The following is a 15,749-nucleotide window of genomic DNA, read 5'->3' as shown; positions in this document are numbered from 1 at the left end:
CTACAGGCCAATCCCCACGACAGCCATGGCCGTTTGCGTAGCTTCTGGAATCTCATCCATGAAAGGGATCAGAGGCTCCGGGCCGAATACGTCCAGCGCTATGGCCCAACCGATAGCCGGCTCCTGCCGGATTAACGACACGAACGAGTCGAAGCATCGTGGCTGGGTAGAAGAAGCCCTAAAGCTCGAAACTGTCGATTGCGGCGCGTGTCAAAACCACATCGGGGAGTTTGTCAGCGTAGGGTTCAAGCGCAACAGTGCCGTAAGCGGCCTGCAGGGCCTCCCAGTGAGCTGATCGGGTGCAAAGCCTGGCCAAGGTAGCAATCGGCCTTCCTCGAGCAACAAGGTGGGCTACAGCTCGTTTTTTGCCACTCTCAACCTCAGGGCTTACCAGGTAGGCCAACAAGTCCTCGTCGGAGGTCATGTCTGATAGCCCATTCAGGAGCACGCCTGGCTCGCAGACCTTTCGCAGCTCTGCCAGGATGTAGTCGGCGTCATCCTTCCCTTCCTCGAAGCTTTTGACCTCGATGCTGACGCCATCCGGGATAGAGAGTCCCTCAGGCATATCAGACCGATCCAAGTAATCGTTGTCGAGGATCACCGAGGAGCGCACCACGCGATGGCCGAACCCAAGGTTAAGGCCAACATAGGTTTTCCAGGGGATGGTGCCTCGCTCCAGGACAGCAACCGCCTTCTCCAAGAACCAGGACGGCAGGGTCGTCTTTGCATGCTCTGCGAGAATGCGCTGATCATCTACCTGGTCGAAGAACTTTTTGATCGAAAGCGTCCTACCTACCACCCCGCTCTGCTCGTCATCTCCCTTCGCTTTGGATACCAACACCTTGGCCGGGAAGTAGGTTTTCAGTGCTTCGGTGACCGAAGCATCCTGCTGCTCGCTGATCCTGGGGAGTTTCCGGAGCTCCCGAACCCGCGAAACACACAGGTACATCCCCTGAGCGCCGTCGAGCCAGTAAAGCGTCCGGTCGCCACCCTGCAGGTTCAGGCTGAGCATGGAGTTCAGCATGTGGCATTCGCTCATCTTCATCGCCCGATGCTTGAAGGCGGCCGTCGCTTTTACAGAGAATTTCCCGGCGTTGACAGCAGCCTGCACATCCGGATGCAGGGGTTCCTCAGCATTGGCGAAATGCAGCGCCCCGTGGGCTTGGTTCAACTCCTCATCGTTCAGCACGAGGACATTGAGCGGGAATACAGGCTCCAGGACTCCGGGATTAGCGAGAATACTCGCCTCATCTGCCCAACAAGGGATGTCGTCGAACCAGTCCGGATGATTCCCCTCGGTATCTGCCAGCGCCATCAGACCCAACAGCAGCGAAGGGTTCAAAACCCTCCCATTCACCACATCAGGGATCTTGGTGCCCGAGCGGATGAGAGGTTTTTGGGTGATTTTTGGCGCGCTCTGCTGCAGCGCCTCAGGCAGTAGGAGACTGGCCCAGGCAGGGTCGTTCACGATATTGCTGCCCGTGTGCAGGCGAACCACCCGAAGCAACGCTAAATACTCTTCACCTGATTCGACGAGGGATAGGCACTCAGCCCTCTTGAGCTTGAGCTCGAAACGGATTGGATCCGCATCAACCTGGTTGCCGTATTCATCAACTGCGCACGACGCTACATACTCGCCGTTGATGGTCGACAAACCGACCACCCGGCCGCGCAGTTCCTTCTCGACATCCAGAGCGAGCCTTAGGCTCCCGTACCCTGCAGCGAGGGCCAGCGCATACGCCAGGTCATTGCCGTTCATGCCGTGGAGCAGGCTGTCGAAGGCTCCCCGAAAGCGGAGCGCATCTTCCCCCTTGAGGGTCGAGCGCTGAAGGCCTTCCAGCAGATGCCAACGGCGGGCGTTCCGCTCCTCGTAAGCGTACAACCCGTCCATCACCTCTTTTTCGTCGAAATTCACGCGCCCTCCTGGGCTTTCTAAATATCGAACGTCGATACGGCCATCAGCGTCTGCACCCTCTCCGGGCACTGCTCGATGTAGGGCGCGAGCGCATCGGGGCCGTAGAAGTCGAGCACCGCGTCCCAATCCGACGCAGCCTTGCAGAATACGACCACTTCTTCAACCGGAATTACCCTGTGGAACAACCTCAAAGCAATATAGCTGTTCTCGTTCTCCACAACTTTCTTGTCGGTGATGGCCTTGAAGTAGGCCTCACCTCCCATGTCAGAGGAAAGGTGATTGATCTTTACTGGTAGCTCACAGAGCTCAATCACTTCCTCCAGAACACTCGGATTCATGGGCTCATCGTCAGAGGACTCGAAGGTGATGTCCGAACCGGCAGGAATCGTGACCTGTGCATCCAGCAGCTTGTCATGATCGAAATCGTCGATATCGACCTTCAAGCTGACCGGCTGCTTAGGAGCACCCAGGGTTCCAAACATGCTGATGACTTGGTCAGCCGTTAGCCTCTTCGAGCACGCAATGGCAACGAGATTGTTTACAAGGCCCTGAGCCAAACCACCTGTGACCTCGTTCGCCAGCATCGATCCTGACATACACCCGACAAGGAAAGAGCTGAGTTTGTGGCGGCACACGTTAGCGTCCTGAACCTCATCGGGAAAGGCTAGACCCTGAAGGCAGTGAACTGGGGCATAGTTCTTCAAGCCAACCCGGCAGTTAGCCAGCCTCTCCTCGTCGACCTCGCAATCAAAGCCCATCACAAACTCCAAAGATACTAGGCAGTACTTCATCCCCTTTTCCATCTGATCAGGTGAGGAGACCGGGTGCTTAACGAAGGAGTTCAGAACAGCCATCTCATGAGGAGTCAGCAGGTTCTTTGCAGACACTTTGCGGGTGACGATGTCCTTCCCCTTCAGGTACAGACCAAGATCAGGAACCGAAAGGCTCTCGAGGGAACGAAGGTCGATGGCCCCGCCCACTTCCCAATCGTTTTCGTCAACCACTAGGAAGCTGAGGTCAATCGGCTTGAGGTCATCGGGATACAACGCGATGGTCTCTGCATCTGCAATACACACAAGCTGCCCAAACCATTCTTTACAACCGCTGGTAGCGCGCTGCTTTTCACAGAGCACGAGCGGTAGCTCAGGGATTGCCATCTGGCCAGCATGGAACGTAGGCAGTTCAAGGATGCGTCCATGCATAGCACTGGTGCCAAACTGTGATCCGCCGAAGGAATACGAGTCGAGGTTGAGAAGCATCGTTGCCCAAGGCGATGGTGAAATGAAGTCTGCCCCAGATACAGCCTGGATTTGGGCCAGAACTCTCATGTACTCGGCACCGCTTTCACAGAATTTCAGCTTGAGCTGGCCGTCGTAATGGGAGCGGTGAACCTTCACAGGTTCGTAGCTCATGGCTTCGCCCTGGATCATCGACATCCTGGTTACGTACAGGTCACCTTCGTACTCCTCAAGGTCAAGCATGTCTCCGCGCAGGCGCTCTGCGGTGAAAGTCAGAATCCGAAGGTCGCCGACCATTGCGGCGATAACAAACGCTTGAGCCACATCGCGCTCGTCCAGTTGGCCAACTGCTATTCGAGCTGGATCATCTTCTACAGACGGTGTCGCATTGAGCCAGCGGCTGTCGATGATGCTGGTGAACGCCTGCCATGCTTCATTCCTATCCATGCCCACCCCCTCAGAGACCGAGTGTGTCGAGCGCCATGCCGGTCTGAACCGACTCAGGTGCTCTGGTGATGTAAGGCTCCATTGCTTCGGTGCCAAAACCCTCGTGCAGTCGCTCCCAATGCTCGGTGGCCGTGCACTTCTCAGCGAAGAACTGGATGGGATGCTGTCGCATGAGCAGGTATAGGGCGGCCAACTGACGATCCGAGTATTGCTTCTCGGAGGTCAGAAATGAGGCCAGGCGTTCGACCTCAATGCCCTTGGGAGCGCCACCTATCAGGATGTCGGAAGGACAAATGTCCAACAGAACATCCATCATCTCCCTTTCAGCGTCGTTTGCTGGTTGCCGGGTAAAGTTGATCATGCCACCTGCATGTAACTGCTGAGGGGACGCGATTATTTCCTCAAGATCGGATGGGTGCGGATCAACCAGGATCGCAACCTCTCCCGGCTTTACCCCAAACGCCTTCATCAGCCCGAGGTAGGTCTCGAAGTCGACCCCTCCAGCATCCCTCGTCTTAAGGTGGGTAGCGATTCGATTCTTTAGTTCAGGGTGCAAGTGCTTCATCACAGCCCTGTGAATGAAGCCGCTGCGCTGGCACTCCCTGGAAATTTGGTAGACACCGACCACCTGCTCGGCGGGCTTGTACAAACCTTCAGTGAAGGAATAACCCCGAAGAACATGTACCGGCACCGTATCCTTGAGAGTTTCCACGGAGGCGGTGAGAGTTTCCTGATTAGCCACATGCGGGAACCTCAGCAAGAACTCAGGGGTCGTCCGACAGTAGATCTGCCCATTGTTGACAATGGCCGTGTCATGGAGGACGGCATTTCGTGGCAGATACTGGTAAATCAGCGCCGCATCGGTGGGGCTGATACTGCCATCTGCTCGTCTGAGCTGGAAGTTAAGGCTTCCATGGCTCAACCTAGCGTCGAGCTCCTCCTCCGGCAGCGCGAGCGCCTCCTCCTGACTGAAATCGCCGGCCTCGCAGCCAACGGCCTTTCGGTTCGTAATCCGACACTGGGTGGTGAATGGCACCAGGTCATCCGGGTAGCTAGATATCATCGCCGGGTCGGCTAGGCAGATCATGTCACTGAACCAGGATTCTGGAATCCCCTCATCCTGCTTGCTCAGCAACAAGGCAATCGCCAACTCAGGCTGGTGAAGTTCACCTCCGGCGGTGAGATGAGGTGGCTTGGTGCCCGGCCAGCCATCAAGCCTGCGGGACTGGGAGAATTGATTCCAATAGGCATTGTCATGCCTCAGGATCTGGCGCGTCCATACAGATGGCTGGGAAAAATCCTCTCCCGTCGACGCTCGAATGGTCAGCAAAATGTCCCTCAGGCTGACCTGGCTATGGAAAGCATCGAGAACCTGGTCATCGAAGAGATCGACGTCGACCTCCACTGGAGCCATTGGGAAAGGCTGCCCATCAATAATCGCCACTCGGGCGACCGTCAGGACGCCCCCTACGTCTTGAAGCTCGACCATGTCCCCCTTGAGCCTGATGGCCAGGGCCTTGAGCGTAGCCAGTTCACCGAGGAGCCCGGCCAGGGCGAATCCGTGGGCAATCTGCCCCTCAGCCAGGCCATCGACAGCCGGCTGCACCAGGGAATCGTCGCAGGCCCCTTTGTTGTTCACCCGATCCTGCAGGACTGAAACGAAGTCGTCCCAGGGGGTCGAATTTGTCATCAATTGCACCTCAAATTTCAAAGCCCTGGACTGACAGCTGCGTCATCCGGTTGTTTGGCAGTTCGTGGAGGTACGGCTCCATGTAGAGATCGCCGTAGATGCAATGCATCACGCCCCAGTGATCAGGCTCTTTGCAGCGAGCGATCATGGACTGGAAGTCACGCTCGCGCATAAGCCCGTGAACCACTTCCTGTCGCATTCCCCTCTCGTTCATCCCGACAACGATAGCCAAGTCGAACAGCGACTCGTCGGAGATGTCGACGGGGATGTCCAGTACACTCACACCGGGTTGGCACAGAGCAAGGAAATCGCGCATCTGCTTCCAGCAGGAACCAGGTTGAATGGGTTGGGTTGGGATCAAGTTCATCCCTGGTCTGGATGCAAAACCACTCTCATTGAGCAGACCGATCTGCGTCTGGGTCATTTTGATCTCGACAGCCAGTGGAGGCTGAGCTTCCCCCAGCACAGTTTCACGGAAAATGCCCTGCTCCAGGCTGACCTTCACGGTTTGCAGCGCCTCGGCGTATCGACGCACTCTTGCCTCGCCAATAGCCCTCACAGCTGCTGTAGCGCCACAAGCGCCCATGAGAAATTCCCCGAGCCGGCTTAGAGCTCTCGGCAAGCTGACCTCTGAAACAGGCGCCAACGCGGATACCACGAGATCGTAAGGCGTGAAGTGACACAGAGCCCTTTCGAAGACGCCAAGCGACTCATCGGTTAGGTACTCGAGGTGGCCGGCCTGGCGCACCAAAAACGGTGCTGTTGTTTTGCAGAGAACAAGCCCCTCGGGATGATTGCCCTGCAAGGTATGAGAATCGACCAGTTGGTGCACCAGGTGGGCGTCGTAAGCCGTCATGGCATGTCCACGCGCCACAAATGCCCACGAAGCAACCGCATCCTGGTTCGCGATGATCCAAGCCGGATCATCCATCCGACGCAATAGCTCCGGCCCAGTCAGATTGCAGTTTCCAAACTGGACAGACAGCTGCCTGTCTATCGGCAGAAGATCTTCGGGGTGTTGGGCAATGGTGGCCTCATCCGCCAGGCAGAACATCGTGCTGAACCAAGCCGGATCAACACCTGGCTGAACACCATGGTTGTACAGGTTCACCGCAAGATCGGGATGTGTGAGGCCTTCCTCGGTAAGCGTCGGGACGCAGAAGCCGCTTGCGTGAGCAGGCACCTCTGGCATTGACTCGACTTCAGCGATAGCGAAGCTTGGCCCCTTGGCGATGGATTCGCTGAAAAAGCCCGGCTTAAGAAGATCCTGGCCAGTGACGTCCTGCGTAATGGCCATCAACTCGGTGAGAGCGTTGCTCCTGCAGGTGCCCAGCATCCTGAACATGTCGATCTTCTCAAGATCGAGTTCCACATCGCGCCACTCTCGGCCGGATATACCTGTAGGCAGGCGCCGGATGTTGGCTACCCCCGCCTCGACCTTGAGGTCAATCATGTCGCCCTGCAGCCTGGCATAGCACAAGCGAGCGGTCTCGACATGACCGATGTAGAAGCAGGTCACGAACGCAGCCGAGATGTCATCATCAGGAATCGAGGCGACAACCTTTGCCGGCATCGGCGTGGCATTGCCGAAGAACAGGTCGTGGAAGTAGCCGACCAGACGCTCGATGCCAGGAGACAGCGGGGCCTTGATAGCTTCAAAGAGATGTTCGTTGGCCATGCTCGTTCTGTCGTCAGATCTGCAGTACGTCTACTGCCATTCGCGTATGGACATTATCCTTGAGGAGATCCATGTAAGGCAGCAGCCCTTCGGTGCCGAATACCTCGTGCAGGGCCTCGCCATGCTCAGGCGTCTCGCAGTGCTGGATAAACTCCTCAATCGAATGACGGCGCATCAGCAGGAAGAGCGCCAGCCTTGGCCCGCCTTCGATGCGATACGCCTTATCTGTGGTAAGCCGCTCGTAGAGTCCATCAGTCGACAGTTCCTGGCTGAGCCCGTTGAAGTGCACCTGGCCGTCACAGAGCTCGAGCAGAAAATCGAGCTCCTCCTGGGAGACGTTGTCCTTCTCTCCATGCTGCAGGTTGACGCTCGATCCTGCAGGTAGCCGCAGTTCGAACTTTTTGAAGGCATCGACGTTCGTCCTGGTGACTGGGAATGCGAAATTGTAGGGCCGGTCGCGGTAACCAAGGATGCCGGCCAACGCCAGGTACTCCTCGAACTCGAGGTGATCAGGGCGGGCGCTTTCGACCAATGCATCGAAGTAGGTCACGGGCAGGTGTTGCTGCAGCGCCAGCAGGGAGCGATAACCGACCTCCCGGTGGTGGAGCACCTTCGTACCCTTTGCGCGGTAGGTCACGGCTTGGATCTTGGCTGAACCGAATGCCGACGCCTTGAGCAGGTCGACCGGGACAAACTCGGCCAGAGTGCCGTGGTAGATATTGTCCACCTGGCGCCGCACGGGCTCGTGCGGCAGGCCCAGCAGGAAGCTCAGGTTGGTAAGGCAGAGAGTCTGGCCTTGCTTCTTCTGGCTCATGACAACTGCACGGTTGCCGCCCAGGTTGCGCAGGGTGGCCAGATCAGGAGCAGTCAGCGGCTCGTCCCGACCTACCGGGCTGAAGATGTACTCGTGCGTCTGCAGCAGCTCATTTAGCTTCTCGGGGCTTAGCTCCTGGATCTCGGCCGGGGTGTACTCGACCACCGTTTGGAGGTCGCCGTCATAGCCCTCGACCTTGAGCTTGTGATCAATAGGCTTCAGATGCCCCGCATAGCGCTCCAGATCAGCATCGTCGACTACGCAGAGCATCGGCTCGAACCAGGCGCCAAATGCGCCAGCATCCGCTTGCCGGCGCGCCATGGCCACGGCCAGCTCGCAGCGATTGAGCTGGCCACCAGACACATACGGGAGCTGCATCCGCACGCGTCCTGGCCCTTTCAGGTCGACTTCCTTGGGCATCCACTCCTCGTCCCGGCCCCTGGTGAAGATTCGGGTCACTTCTGATCTCTGCATGAGGTCTTGGCCGGTGACTGCACTCGCAAGGGCCATGAGGCGCAGCAGATTCTCGCTGGAATTGCAGAGCAGCAGGCGGTTCCCGTCAAAGGAGTGGTTGTCTACCTCGATTTCCGGGTACTCAAGCTGCTGGCCGGTGCCAGTAGGTAGGCGTTGCACGAAGTAACGACCGTCTTCGCCGCGCAGCACCACAGTATCGCCTCTCAGTCTGTCGGCCAGGGCTTCAGCCACATCAGCATCACCCACCAGCACAGCCCAGATGAAGGCCGGCGCGACCTCCAGGGTCGGGATGTTCTTGATGCGCAGGATGGCGTCAAAGGAGAGCTGTTTGACCACCATCGCGACCATGTTGGAGCGCTCTTCGAGCCCCTTCTCGGTCAAGTCCATCCACGCCTGTGATTTCGCCATTGACCAACCTCTTGTTCGAGTCCAAGTTGGCTGTTTTTCGCCGCAATTGAGGGACTCCTGTTTCCCCCAATGTCTCACAGCAGACGTGGCCGGCGCCACGCTGGCAGGCTACAGATCCAGGCCCAGGGTCATAGCCCTGGTAGCAACGCGATCTTCCACGTCAGCGATATGCGGCGCCACCGCATCGGCACCGAAGAAGTCCATCGCAGCGTCCCAATATCCGGCGCCCAGGTGAGGCTCGAAGGCCTCCAAACCAACACGGCGAGCCATTTCGGTCATTGCCCACTGCTGGCTGGCGCTCAGCTTCCGTTCGGTGTAGAGCCGCAGGATCTCCACAGGGCCCGCATCCGAAGGTATGCCTTCGAAGGTTACAGGGCCTTCGCAACGCGCCAGCAGGTCTGAAAATCGCTTGGCGCTCATGCGTTCGCTTTCCCTTTCGAAGCTATGGAACTGAAGGTCGCTGCCGGCCGGGATACCAACCTGCTCAGCGTCGGTTGTTGGCTGGACGTTGGACATTGAGATGTTCAACCGCAAGTTCGGAAGTGCTACGTCCAAGCTGCTCATCAACCGCTGCATGATCTCGGGGCTATAGCGTGCTTTCTGGTTTCCCTGGCGGACAATCTGCGCACTGAGGGTCTGGGGCAACATTTTCTTGAGCGATGCGCGCTCAACCGGCCGTAGCGCCATGACCTCGAAAACTTGCTGAGGAGTGACCTCTCTGGCCGTCAGGATTCCCGTCAACATGTTTCCGGCGTCTGGGTCGTAGGTTTCTGAGCCCAGACTTACTCCCAAGGCCTGGTTTGCCTTGGCAGAGATAAGCTTCATCGGGAAATACGTCTCCACCCGGTCTAGGTAGGGCTTTATGTCGGCCACCTCATCCCACATGAACTGCGAGAGGAACGACACAGTTGTCCTGCAGAGCCTCAGGCCATCGTTCGAAAGGCATAGCGCCGAATACTCGGTTCCCAAAAAGTGCTTGATCAGCTCGGAGTCCAGAATGTTTGCATCTCGGCCAAGCCCTTCGAAACCAAACCGGATCGAATCGATGGTCGAAACGCCAGCAACCTCGTCAACTCCATCAGGGAGAGCCCCGCGAATCCTGATGACCTCCCTCTTTCCGCCGGCAGTCACCCCTTCTACCTGGAATACCCCGTCCAGGGGCAGCAGGTGCTCCCCATGAAGGGCAATCTCCTCCGAGGTCGCCCAGCAGAGGGTGTCATCGAACCAGGAAGCAGAAAAGCCGGGGATCACCTTCTCGCGCAGGGCTTGGAGCACCCCAGACTGCATGACTCGCCCCGCGCAGAGCACTGGAAGGGGCGTATTCCGCTGACCAATTTCACTCGCGTACTCGAGGTCATGTTCATACAGTGGCTGAAGGATCAGTCCCCAAGGGGATTTCGAGATGAGTTCCTCACCACCTGATAGCTCCAAAATCAATCGCATGAGCTCTTCGAGATCAGTTCGATCCCATTGCCACCACTGGTTCGACAAGCAGTATCCCAAGGGAAGCCTAAAGTTCTCTCCGGAAGCCAAGGCCCCCGCTATTTCCCCTCCATCGAAGGAAAGAGATACCGGGATTACACCCAGTCTCTTACGGACAATCGCGAGGACATCCTTGTCACCCTTGAATGCCGCCAGCACGCCCGTCAAACCGAGATCGGCGGGAGCCATCGCATCTATGGCGAGCTTGTCCGCATGGGTAGTAACCGGATAGCACCCCAGCTGCTCCACGACCGCCTCGCGTTCTTCAATCAGCTGCTTCGGGGTGATCTTGCTCATCTGGAATAGACCATCGTTGTAGGTTCTGCGCCAGGCAGCCGGCCAGGCGTCAATCATTTTGTCGAGTGGTGAAGGCTAGAGATCGAGGCTCATGGTCATGGCCCTGGTGGCAACACGGTCGTCTACCTCTCCGATGTTGGGCGCGACCGCATCGATGCCGAAGATGTCGAGAACCATGTCCCAGTAGCCGTCGACATCTTTGAGTTCATCGAAGGCGGCGATACCAGCGCTCCGCCCCATCTGTATCAGCGCCCAGCGCTGGCTCGGGCTCAACCCGTCCTGAGAGCTGTAGCTTTGGAGGATTTCGCGCGGAGACGAAGTGGAAGGAATGCCCCCATAGGTGACCGCCCCCTCCAGGCGCTCCAGAAGCCCCGCGTACCGCTTGGCCTCACATTCGACATCCCCGAATCCAACGGGCCCAAGATCAAGATCACTACCAGCCGGGAGCTTGGTAGTCTGATGCAATTCCCCTGTTTCCTTCATCGCGAGCGAGACGTACAGGCGGGGGTTGCTTGGCGCAATGCCGAATAGCTCAGACAGCTCGGCCATCGTATGCGCCTGTACGCGGGTCTCCTGATATCCCTCAAAAAAGATCTGCTCGATCAACTGAGGTGGAAGCATCTCCTTTATCGGTGTTCGTGAGTCGGTGTCTTGGATGATCATTCTCATGAAATCTTTCGGAGAGAAGGACTGTAACTCCATGATCCCAGTCAGGTTGTCGTTACCATCCGGGGAGATGTCGTCAGTACCCAACTCGATGCCGAGCGCCTGGTTGGCCCTGGCCGACAACAGCCTGATCGGGAAGTACTCCTTGAAGCGCTCCTGGAGGTGCGCAACGCTCGAATCCTGATCGCGAGTAAAGCCCGCCAGGAAGGACACCTTTGTCCGGCAGAGCTTCAGACCATCGCCGGAGAGCACAAGCGACCGGAGGTTGTGCCCAAAGAAGTCCATTACCAGCTCATAGTCGATAATGTCCGCAGCACGGCCTAGCCCCATGTACCCGACCTTGATCTCGCGAATGGTCGAGACATGCTCGACCTCCACTGCTCCATTGCAGAGGCCTCCCCGTACCCCGACCACCTCATCACCCCCGTCCTTGCCCTCTCCCACCACATGAAACACACCATCCAGTGGGAGAAGGTCAGTGCTGTGCTGCTCAATCTGATCAAGACTTGCCCAGCACAGAATGTCGTCAAACCAGGCAGGGTCGGAGCCACAGACAGCTCTCTGTTCAAACGCGGTGAGAAGGCCTGACTGGAGCACCCGGCCACCCACAAGAATTGGCAGAGGCGTGTCGACCTGCCCGATGTCGCCGGCATCGTCACGCTGGTGCGAGTAGGCGTTTTGCAGCATCAAAGCCCATGGCGAGCTAGTCAGAAGACTTTCCCCGCCCGAGAACTCCCGGATCAGGCGCATCAGTTCCTCGGTCGCCAGTGCAGTACAAGTCCACCATTCGGTGCCTTCATTCAGGCCGAGGGTGAAGCTCTCCCCTGTCGCGAGGGTGCCGCGAATGCCAGCCCCAGCGAACTCAAGTGCTACAGGAACTGCACTGAGCTGATCGCGCACACAAGCCAGCAGCTGAGTGTCACCCTTGAACGCTGCAAGAGTCCCGGTAAGCCCCAACTCACCTGGACTCATCGCCAGCACAGCCCGACGCTGGGCATCTGTTAGCGGGTCGTAACTGAACTTTTCTAATAGACCGCTCAGACGGTCTTCAAGCAGCTGGTCAGGGGTTATCTTTTTAGACATCAGGCGTTCCGTGGTTATCTCGTCAGAGCCGGGCTACATGTCCAGCGTTTTAATCATGGCTCTCGTAGATATAAGCCTGGGCCGTCAGCCGTTGGCTTCCGAGCGACTCTTGCCTGCAGCGTAGGATCGAAGGCATCCACAACATCGGCGCCGAAGATATCAGCGGCGGCCTCCCAATCGCCCCTGGTGACGAAAGCTGGCGCCATAGCCTGTATCCCCTGGGTGAGCATCAAGAAACGCACCACAGGGTGTCTTGCGCGCTTCCAGAGGGCATACAGATCGCCTGCCGCCATGTCAGTAGGGAGATCATTGAGGGTCGAGGGGCCATCCGTCATTGCCAAGGTGCGGCGGAATAGGAGAGCTGCCACATCGTTTAGTCGGTGTTCAGCCCAGGACGAAACAACGAAATTGGCGCCCGGCATCCGGAGGCCATTCCTCTCCAGCATCGCGACCTCATGACCCTCCAGGTCAAGCTGCACTGTCTTGAAGCGCGAGACATAGCCGTAGTTCAAAGCAAGGTTCTGGAACTCACGCGCGGTAACCCAGCAACCTCCTGCTCCCTCCACAAGCGCACGAAGAGCCCTTTGCGATGTAGCCTGCTTGATCTTTTCAGTCATGGCCGGGTTACCAAGGGCTGAATAGATCGCAGAATGTGCCGGCATAACCGATGGGAGACAAACCCCCGCTACGGAGTACTTATTTTCGAGCTCTGACTTGCGTGCTGTACCCAGGCGGCGGCCGTTCGCTACCTGGTACTTGATTCCAAGGAGCGGAAGCGGCAGGTAATCCTTGAGAAGCGACGCGTAGAGATCGAACTCCGGCTCTGGCTCTCGCGGGAAACTGTCCAGGAAGCGTGCCGAAGTCCTACACAGCACATGCCCCTCAGGGACACTAAGTGCAGCTGGGGCCTCGTACCCGCAGAACATGTAGACCAGACTGAAGTCGATGGCGTTCAGCGGCTTACCGTCGGACTGCAGCCCGATTTCGAACTCAGTGGCCGAATCTAGCCTTGCAACCTCATTTTGGCCCCTCTCGCCTACGAGGGTCACACTCTTCTCATCGCTCGAACCAGCAACAGTACCAAGCAGGCGCGCCGTGGCATTTAGCGGGATGAGCTTACCTCTATAGGCATCAACCATATCGACTGGAGCTGTGCACAGGATGTCGTCGAACCAGCCCGGATCGACACCCTCACCAGCCCCTTTAGCCAGGAGCACTTCGAGGAGTCCAGGGGTGCTGACGATGTCATCTTCCAGCGCCGGCAGAGGGAGCCGGCTCTTCGCGAAGGGTGGCAGGTGTTTATCTTCCAACTCCTCTGGGATGCACTTCTCCAGGAAACCCCCATGCGGGCCGCGCCCAAGGAGGTCGGCGCCGCCAAACAACTTTCTGGTCTGCACCAGCAAATCGAGCTTGTCGAAATGGAAGTCCACCGCCTTCACGGCCAACAGCTTGCACATCTCGGCCGGCACCAGGAACGGCTCGTGGTCGCCCAGACGGCCCCAGACCTCATCTCCACGCTGCTCAAGAACCACCGTCTTGCCGTCCAACTTCTCGACTGCCAGCTTCCCAATACGCTGGTCACCCAACAACGCGGCGGCAGTACCGACCTGCGCCAGCTCGACGTCGGAAAGCTTGGACATCTGCTGAATGACGTCAGGGTTGATCTCTGGCCAGCCGTAGTGGATGAAGGAAATCCGCTGCCGGATGATCGAGTTGGCTGGGGTATGAGGGAGATTGCTCAGCAGCGTTTCGCCACGGAGCTCGTCTTTTTCTTGTTTGCGTGCCATCAGATCTCGAACCCTTGTACGGCCATTCTTGTGGCCAATCTGTCTGGGAGCCTATCGACATAGGGCTCCATCACTTCCGAACCAAATACCTCGTAGGCGACGCCCCAGTCCTCTCTGGACTGTAGCGCCGGCCTGAACTCTTCGAACGTCCGGGACTTGGCCAGGAGCTTCAGGTTCTTGAGCGCATCAAAGCTGTTGCTGCTCACCGCAGCATGCCAGGCCTGCAGGATTTCTGCCGGCGAGGCTTCGAAATCAACACCACCTACCTCAATCTTGCCCTGGAAGAAGGCCCTGGCGCGAGTGAGAGTTTGCTTAACCTCCTTGTCGCTGAGGTCGGTGCCCTGGGTGAAGTTGACGCTCCAGTCGCCAGCCAGCGAGAGCTTCTTCTTCGCGAGGACTTCGAACTCGCCGATCTCCAGGGGGATATTGATCCTGGAACCAGTAGCGTCGAAGTCGTAGGCATCACGGAGATGGCACATCAGATCGAGGCCCTTGCGGGTATGAAGCGACTGAATTACCTGGTAATTGAGCATCCCTTCCAGGTACTGAGCCGGAATGAGCCGGCGCAGGGCTGACGCTGCGCCCTTCCAGACCATAGCCTGCTCAAAAAACTTGCTCATTGGAACGCGGGCCAGGCTCACCGTCGCCTCGGCACAAAGGTGATCGCCGGCATCGACCTCAGGATTGGTCGCCAGCTGGGTGCCTGTGGCCACCATGTGCCGGAGCCCCAGCAACTGAACCGGAAGGTAGTTCTCGAGGGCCTCATCATAGGCGGCCTGGTTGACCACCGGGGTGCGCGGGAAAGACTGCAGGAAACTCGCAGTGGTACGGCAGAGCACTCGATCTGGGCCGGCATCGGCACAGTGCGCCAGCGTGCTACCCAGGAAGTTGCGTTCCAGGCACTGGTCGATAGCGTTGCCAGGGCGCCCCACGGGTAGCATTCCGTAGTGAACCCCCATCACCCGAGGAAGCGAGTCCCGCTCTTCTTCGCCGGCCGGGCCGGTAAGGGTCAGGCAGATATCGGCACCGCCATCCTTCTCCTTGTCGAACAGGCGAAAAACAACGTCATACGGCTGAAGGTTCTCCGGATGGGCAGACAACATCTCGGCGCTGCCCCAGCACAGCAGATCGTCGAACCAGGCCGGGTCGTTGCCGTCCTGCTGTCCTTTCCGGATCAAGCCCTCAAGTAGCCCGGAATCGGCCACGGCGCGAGCGCGAAACTCAGGGATCGGCAACTGAGCTGTAGCCACGCCATGGTTGTTTCCGTCGAACACATACTGGCTGGCAGCCCCACGCAGGAAATGGCCCCACGGACTGCCGGCAACCAGACTGTCACCGCCGGACAGCAGCCGAACCATCTTCAGGTGATCGGAGACCAGGTCGTTGTCGGCCAGCTTGACCATGCCCTCTTCGGAATTAAGATTGGCTGGGATCTCAATGGGCTGCCCGCCGCCAACGCTGCAGTGCATCACGTCGCCTTGGTAGGTCAGCAATACCGGCTCCCCCTTGAGCGCCAGCACGCACTGAACAAGGAGTTCGTAGTCGCCAAGAAGCGCAGCCAGTACCCCAGCCTGGGCGTAGTCGCTGATGGTCAGCCCTTCGAGATCACTCTCAGAAGCGCCCGGCCATTCGTGCTCCAGAAAATGCCCATATCGGCAGAAGATCAGGTCATAGACCTCGGAATCCTGCGCCTGCAGGAACAGGTACGTGTCTTCACTATCGAGCATGGAAGTACTTCCGAGGGTAAGGCCCTGTATCAGGTTGAGGTTA

Annotated in this window: 9 protein-coding genes; all 9 read right to left on the bottom strand. The window is 58.0% G+C overall.

Features of this window, described 5'->3' with window-relative positions; genetic code table 11:
• Window positions 1-178: 178 nt before the first annotated feature.
• A complete protein-coding gene (locus HNP46_RS31360) occupies window positions 179-1,915 on the bottom strand; it encodes a hypothetical protein (RefSeq protein WP_184596937.1) in 1,737 nt (578 codons plus the stop codon).
• A gap of 17 nt (window positions 1,916-1,932) precedes the next feature.
• Complete coding sequence (locus HNP46_RS31355; RefSeq protein WP_184596935.1) at window positions 1,933-3,600, bottom strand: hypothetical protein; 1,668 nt, start codon at window positions 3,598-3,600, stop codon at window positions 1,933-1,935.
• 10 nt (window positions 3,601-3,610) lie between these two features.
• Complete coding sequence (locus tag HNP46_RS31350) at window positions 3,611-5,290, bottom strand: hypothetical protein (protein WP_184596933.1); 1,680 nt, start codon at window positions 5,288-5,290, stop codon at window positions 3,611-3,613.
• 10 nt (window positions 5,291-5,300) lie between these two features.
• Entirely contained in the window at window positions 5,301-6,968 is a 1,668-nt protein-coding gene (locus HNP46_RS31345) for a hypothetical protein (RefSeq protein ID WP_184596931.1), read from the bottom strand.
• Window positions 6,969-6,981: 13 nt separating this feature from the next.
• Window positions 6,982-8,664 (bottom strand): hypothetical protein, encoded by a 1,683-nt coding sequence (locus HNP46_RS31340; protein ID WP_184596929.1) that lies wholly within the window; start codon window positions 8,662-8,664, stop codon window positions 6,982-6,984.
• A gap of 108 nt (window positions 8,665-8,772) precedes the next feature.
• Entirely contained in the window at window positions 8,773-10,443 is a 1,671-nt protein-coding gene (locus HNP46_RS31335; RefSeq protein WP_184596927.1) for a hypothetical protein, read from the bottom strand.
• A 75-nt stretch (window positions 10,444-10,518) separates the two neighbouring features.
• Window positions 10,519-12,192: a hypothetical protein gene (locus HNP46_RS31330; protein ID WP_184596924.1), complete on the bottom strand. Its 1,674-nt coding sequence runs from the start codon at window positions 12,190-12,192 to the stop codon at window positions 10,519-10,521.
• 53 nt (window positions 12,193-12,245) lie between these two features.
• The gene (locus HNP46_RS31325) at window positions 12,246-13,979 is read right to left on the bottom strand and encodes a hypothetical protein (RefSeq protein WP_184596922.1); all 1,734 of its coding nucleotides are present in this window, start codon (window positions 13,977-13,979) and stop codon (window positions 12,246-12,248) included.
• Window positions 13,979-15,706 carry a hypothetical protein gene (locus HNP46_RS31320; RefSeq protein ID WP_184596920.1) on the bottom strand — a complete coding sequence of 576 codons (1,728 nt, stop codon included), beginning with the start codon at window positions 15,704-15,706 and terminating at the stop codon, window positions 13,979-13,981. The genes HNP46_RS31325 and HNP46_RS31320 overlap by 1 nt, the downstream gene beginning before the upstream one ends.
• Window positions 15,707-15,749: the final 43 nt, after the last annotated feature.

Source organism: Pseudomonas nitroreducens, assembly GCF_014204515.1.
GTDB lineage: Bacteria > Pseudomonadota > Gammaproteobacteria > Pseudomonadales > Pseudomonadaceae > Pseudomonas > Pseudomonas nitritireducens_A.
This window is presented reverse-complemented; position numbering and strand designations above follow the sequence as displayed.

Bases quoted from the DNA above. Each gene is read 5' to 3' on its own strand.
- HNP46_RS31355 (WP_184596935.1), bottom strand. From the start codon at position 3,600: ATGGATAGGAATGAAGCATGGCAGGCGTTCACCAGCATCATCGACAGC.
- HNP46_RS31350 (WP_184596933.1), bottom strand. From the start codon at position 5,290: ATGACAAATTCGACCCCCTGGGACGACTTCGTTTCAGTCCTGCAGGAT.
- HNP46_RS31345 (WP_184596931.1), bottom strand. From the start codon at position 6,968: ATGGCCAACGAACATCTCTTTGAAGCTATCAAGGCCCCGCTGTCTCCT.
- HNP46_RS31340 (WP_184596929.1), bottom strand. From the start codon at position 8,664: ATGGCGAAATCACAGGCGTGGATGGACTTGACCGAGAAGGGGCTCGAA.
- HNP46_RS31335 (WP_184596927.1), bottom strand. From the start codon at position 10,443: ATGAGCAAGATCACCCCGAAGCAGCTGATTGAAGAACGCGAGGCGGTC.
- HNP46_RS31330 (WP_184596924.1), bottom strand. From the start codon at position 12,192: ATGTCTAAAAAGATAACCCCTGACCAGCTGCTTGAAGACCGTCTGAGC.
- HNP46_RS31325 (WP_184596922.1), bottom strand. From the start codon at position 13,979: ATGGCACGCAAACAAGAAAAAGACGAGCTCCGTGGCGAAACGCTGCTG.
- HNP46_RS31320 (WP_184596920.1), bottom strand. From the start codon at position 15,706: ATGCTCGATAGTGAAGACACGTACCTGTTCCTGCAGGCGCAGGATTCC.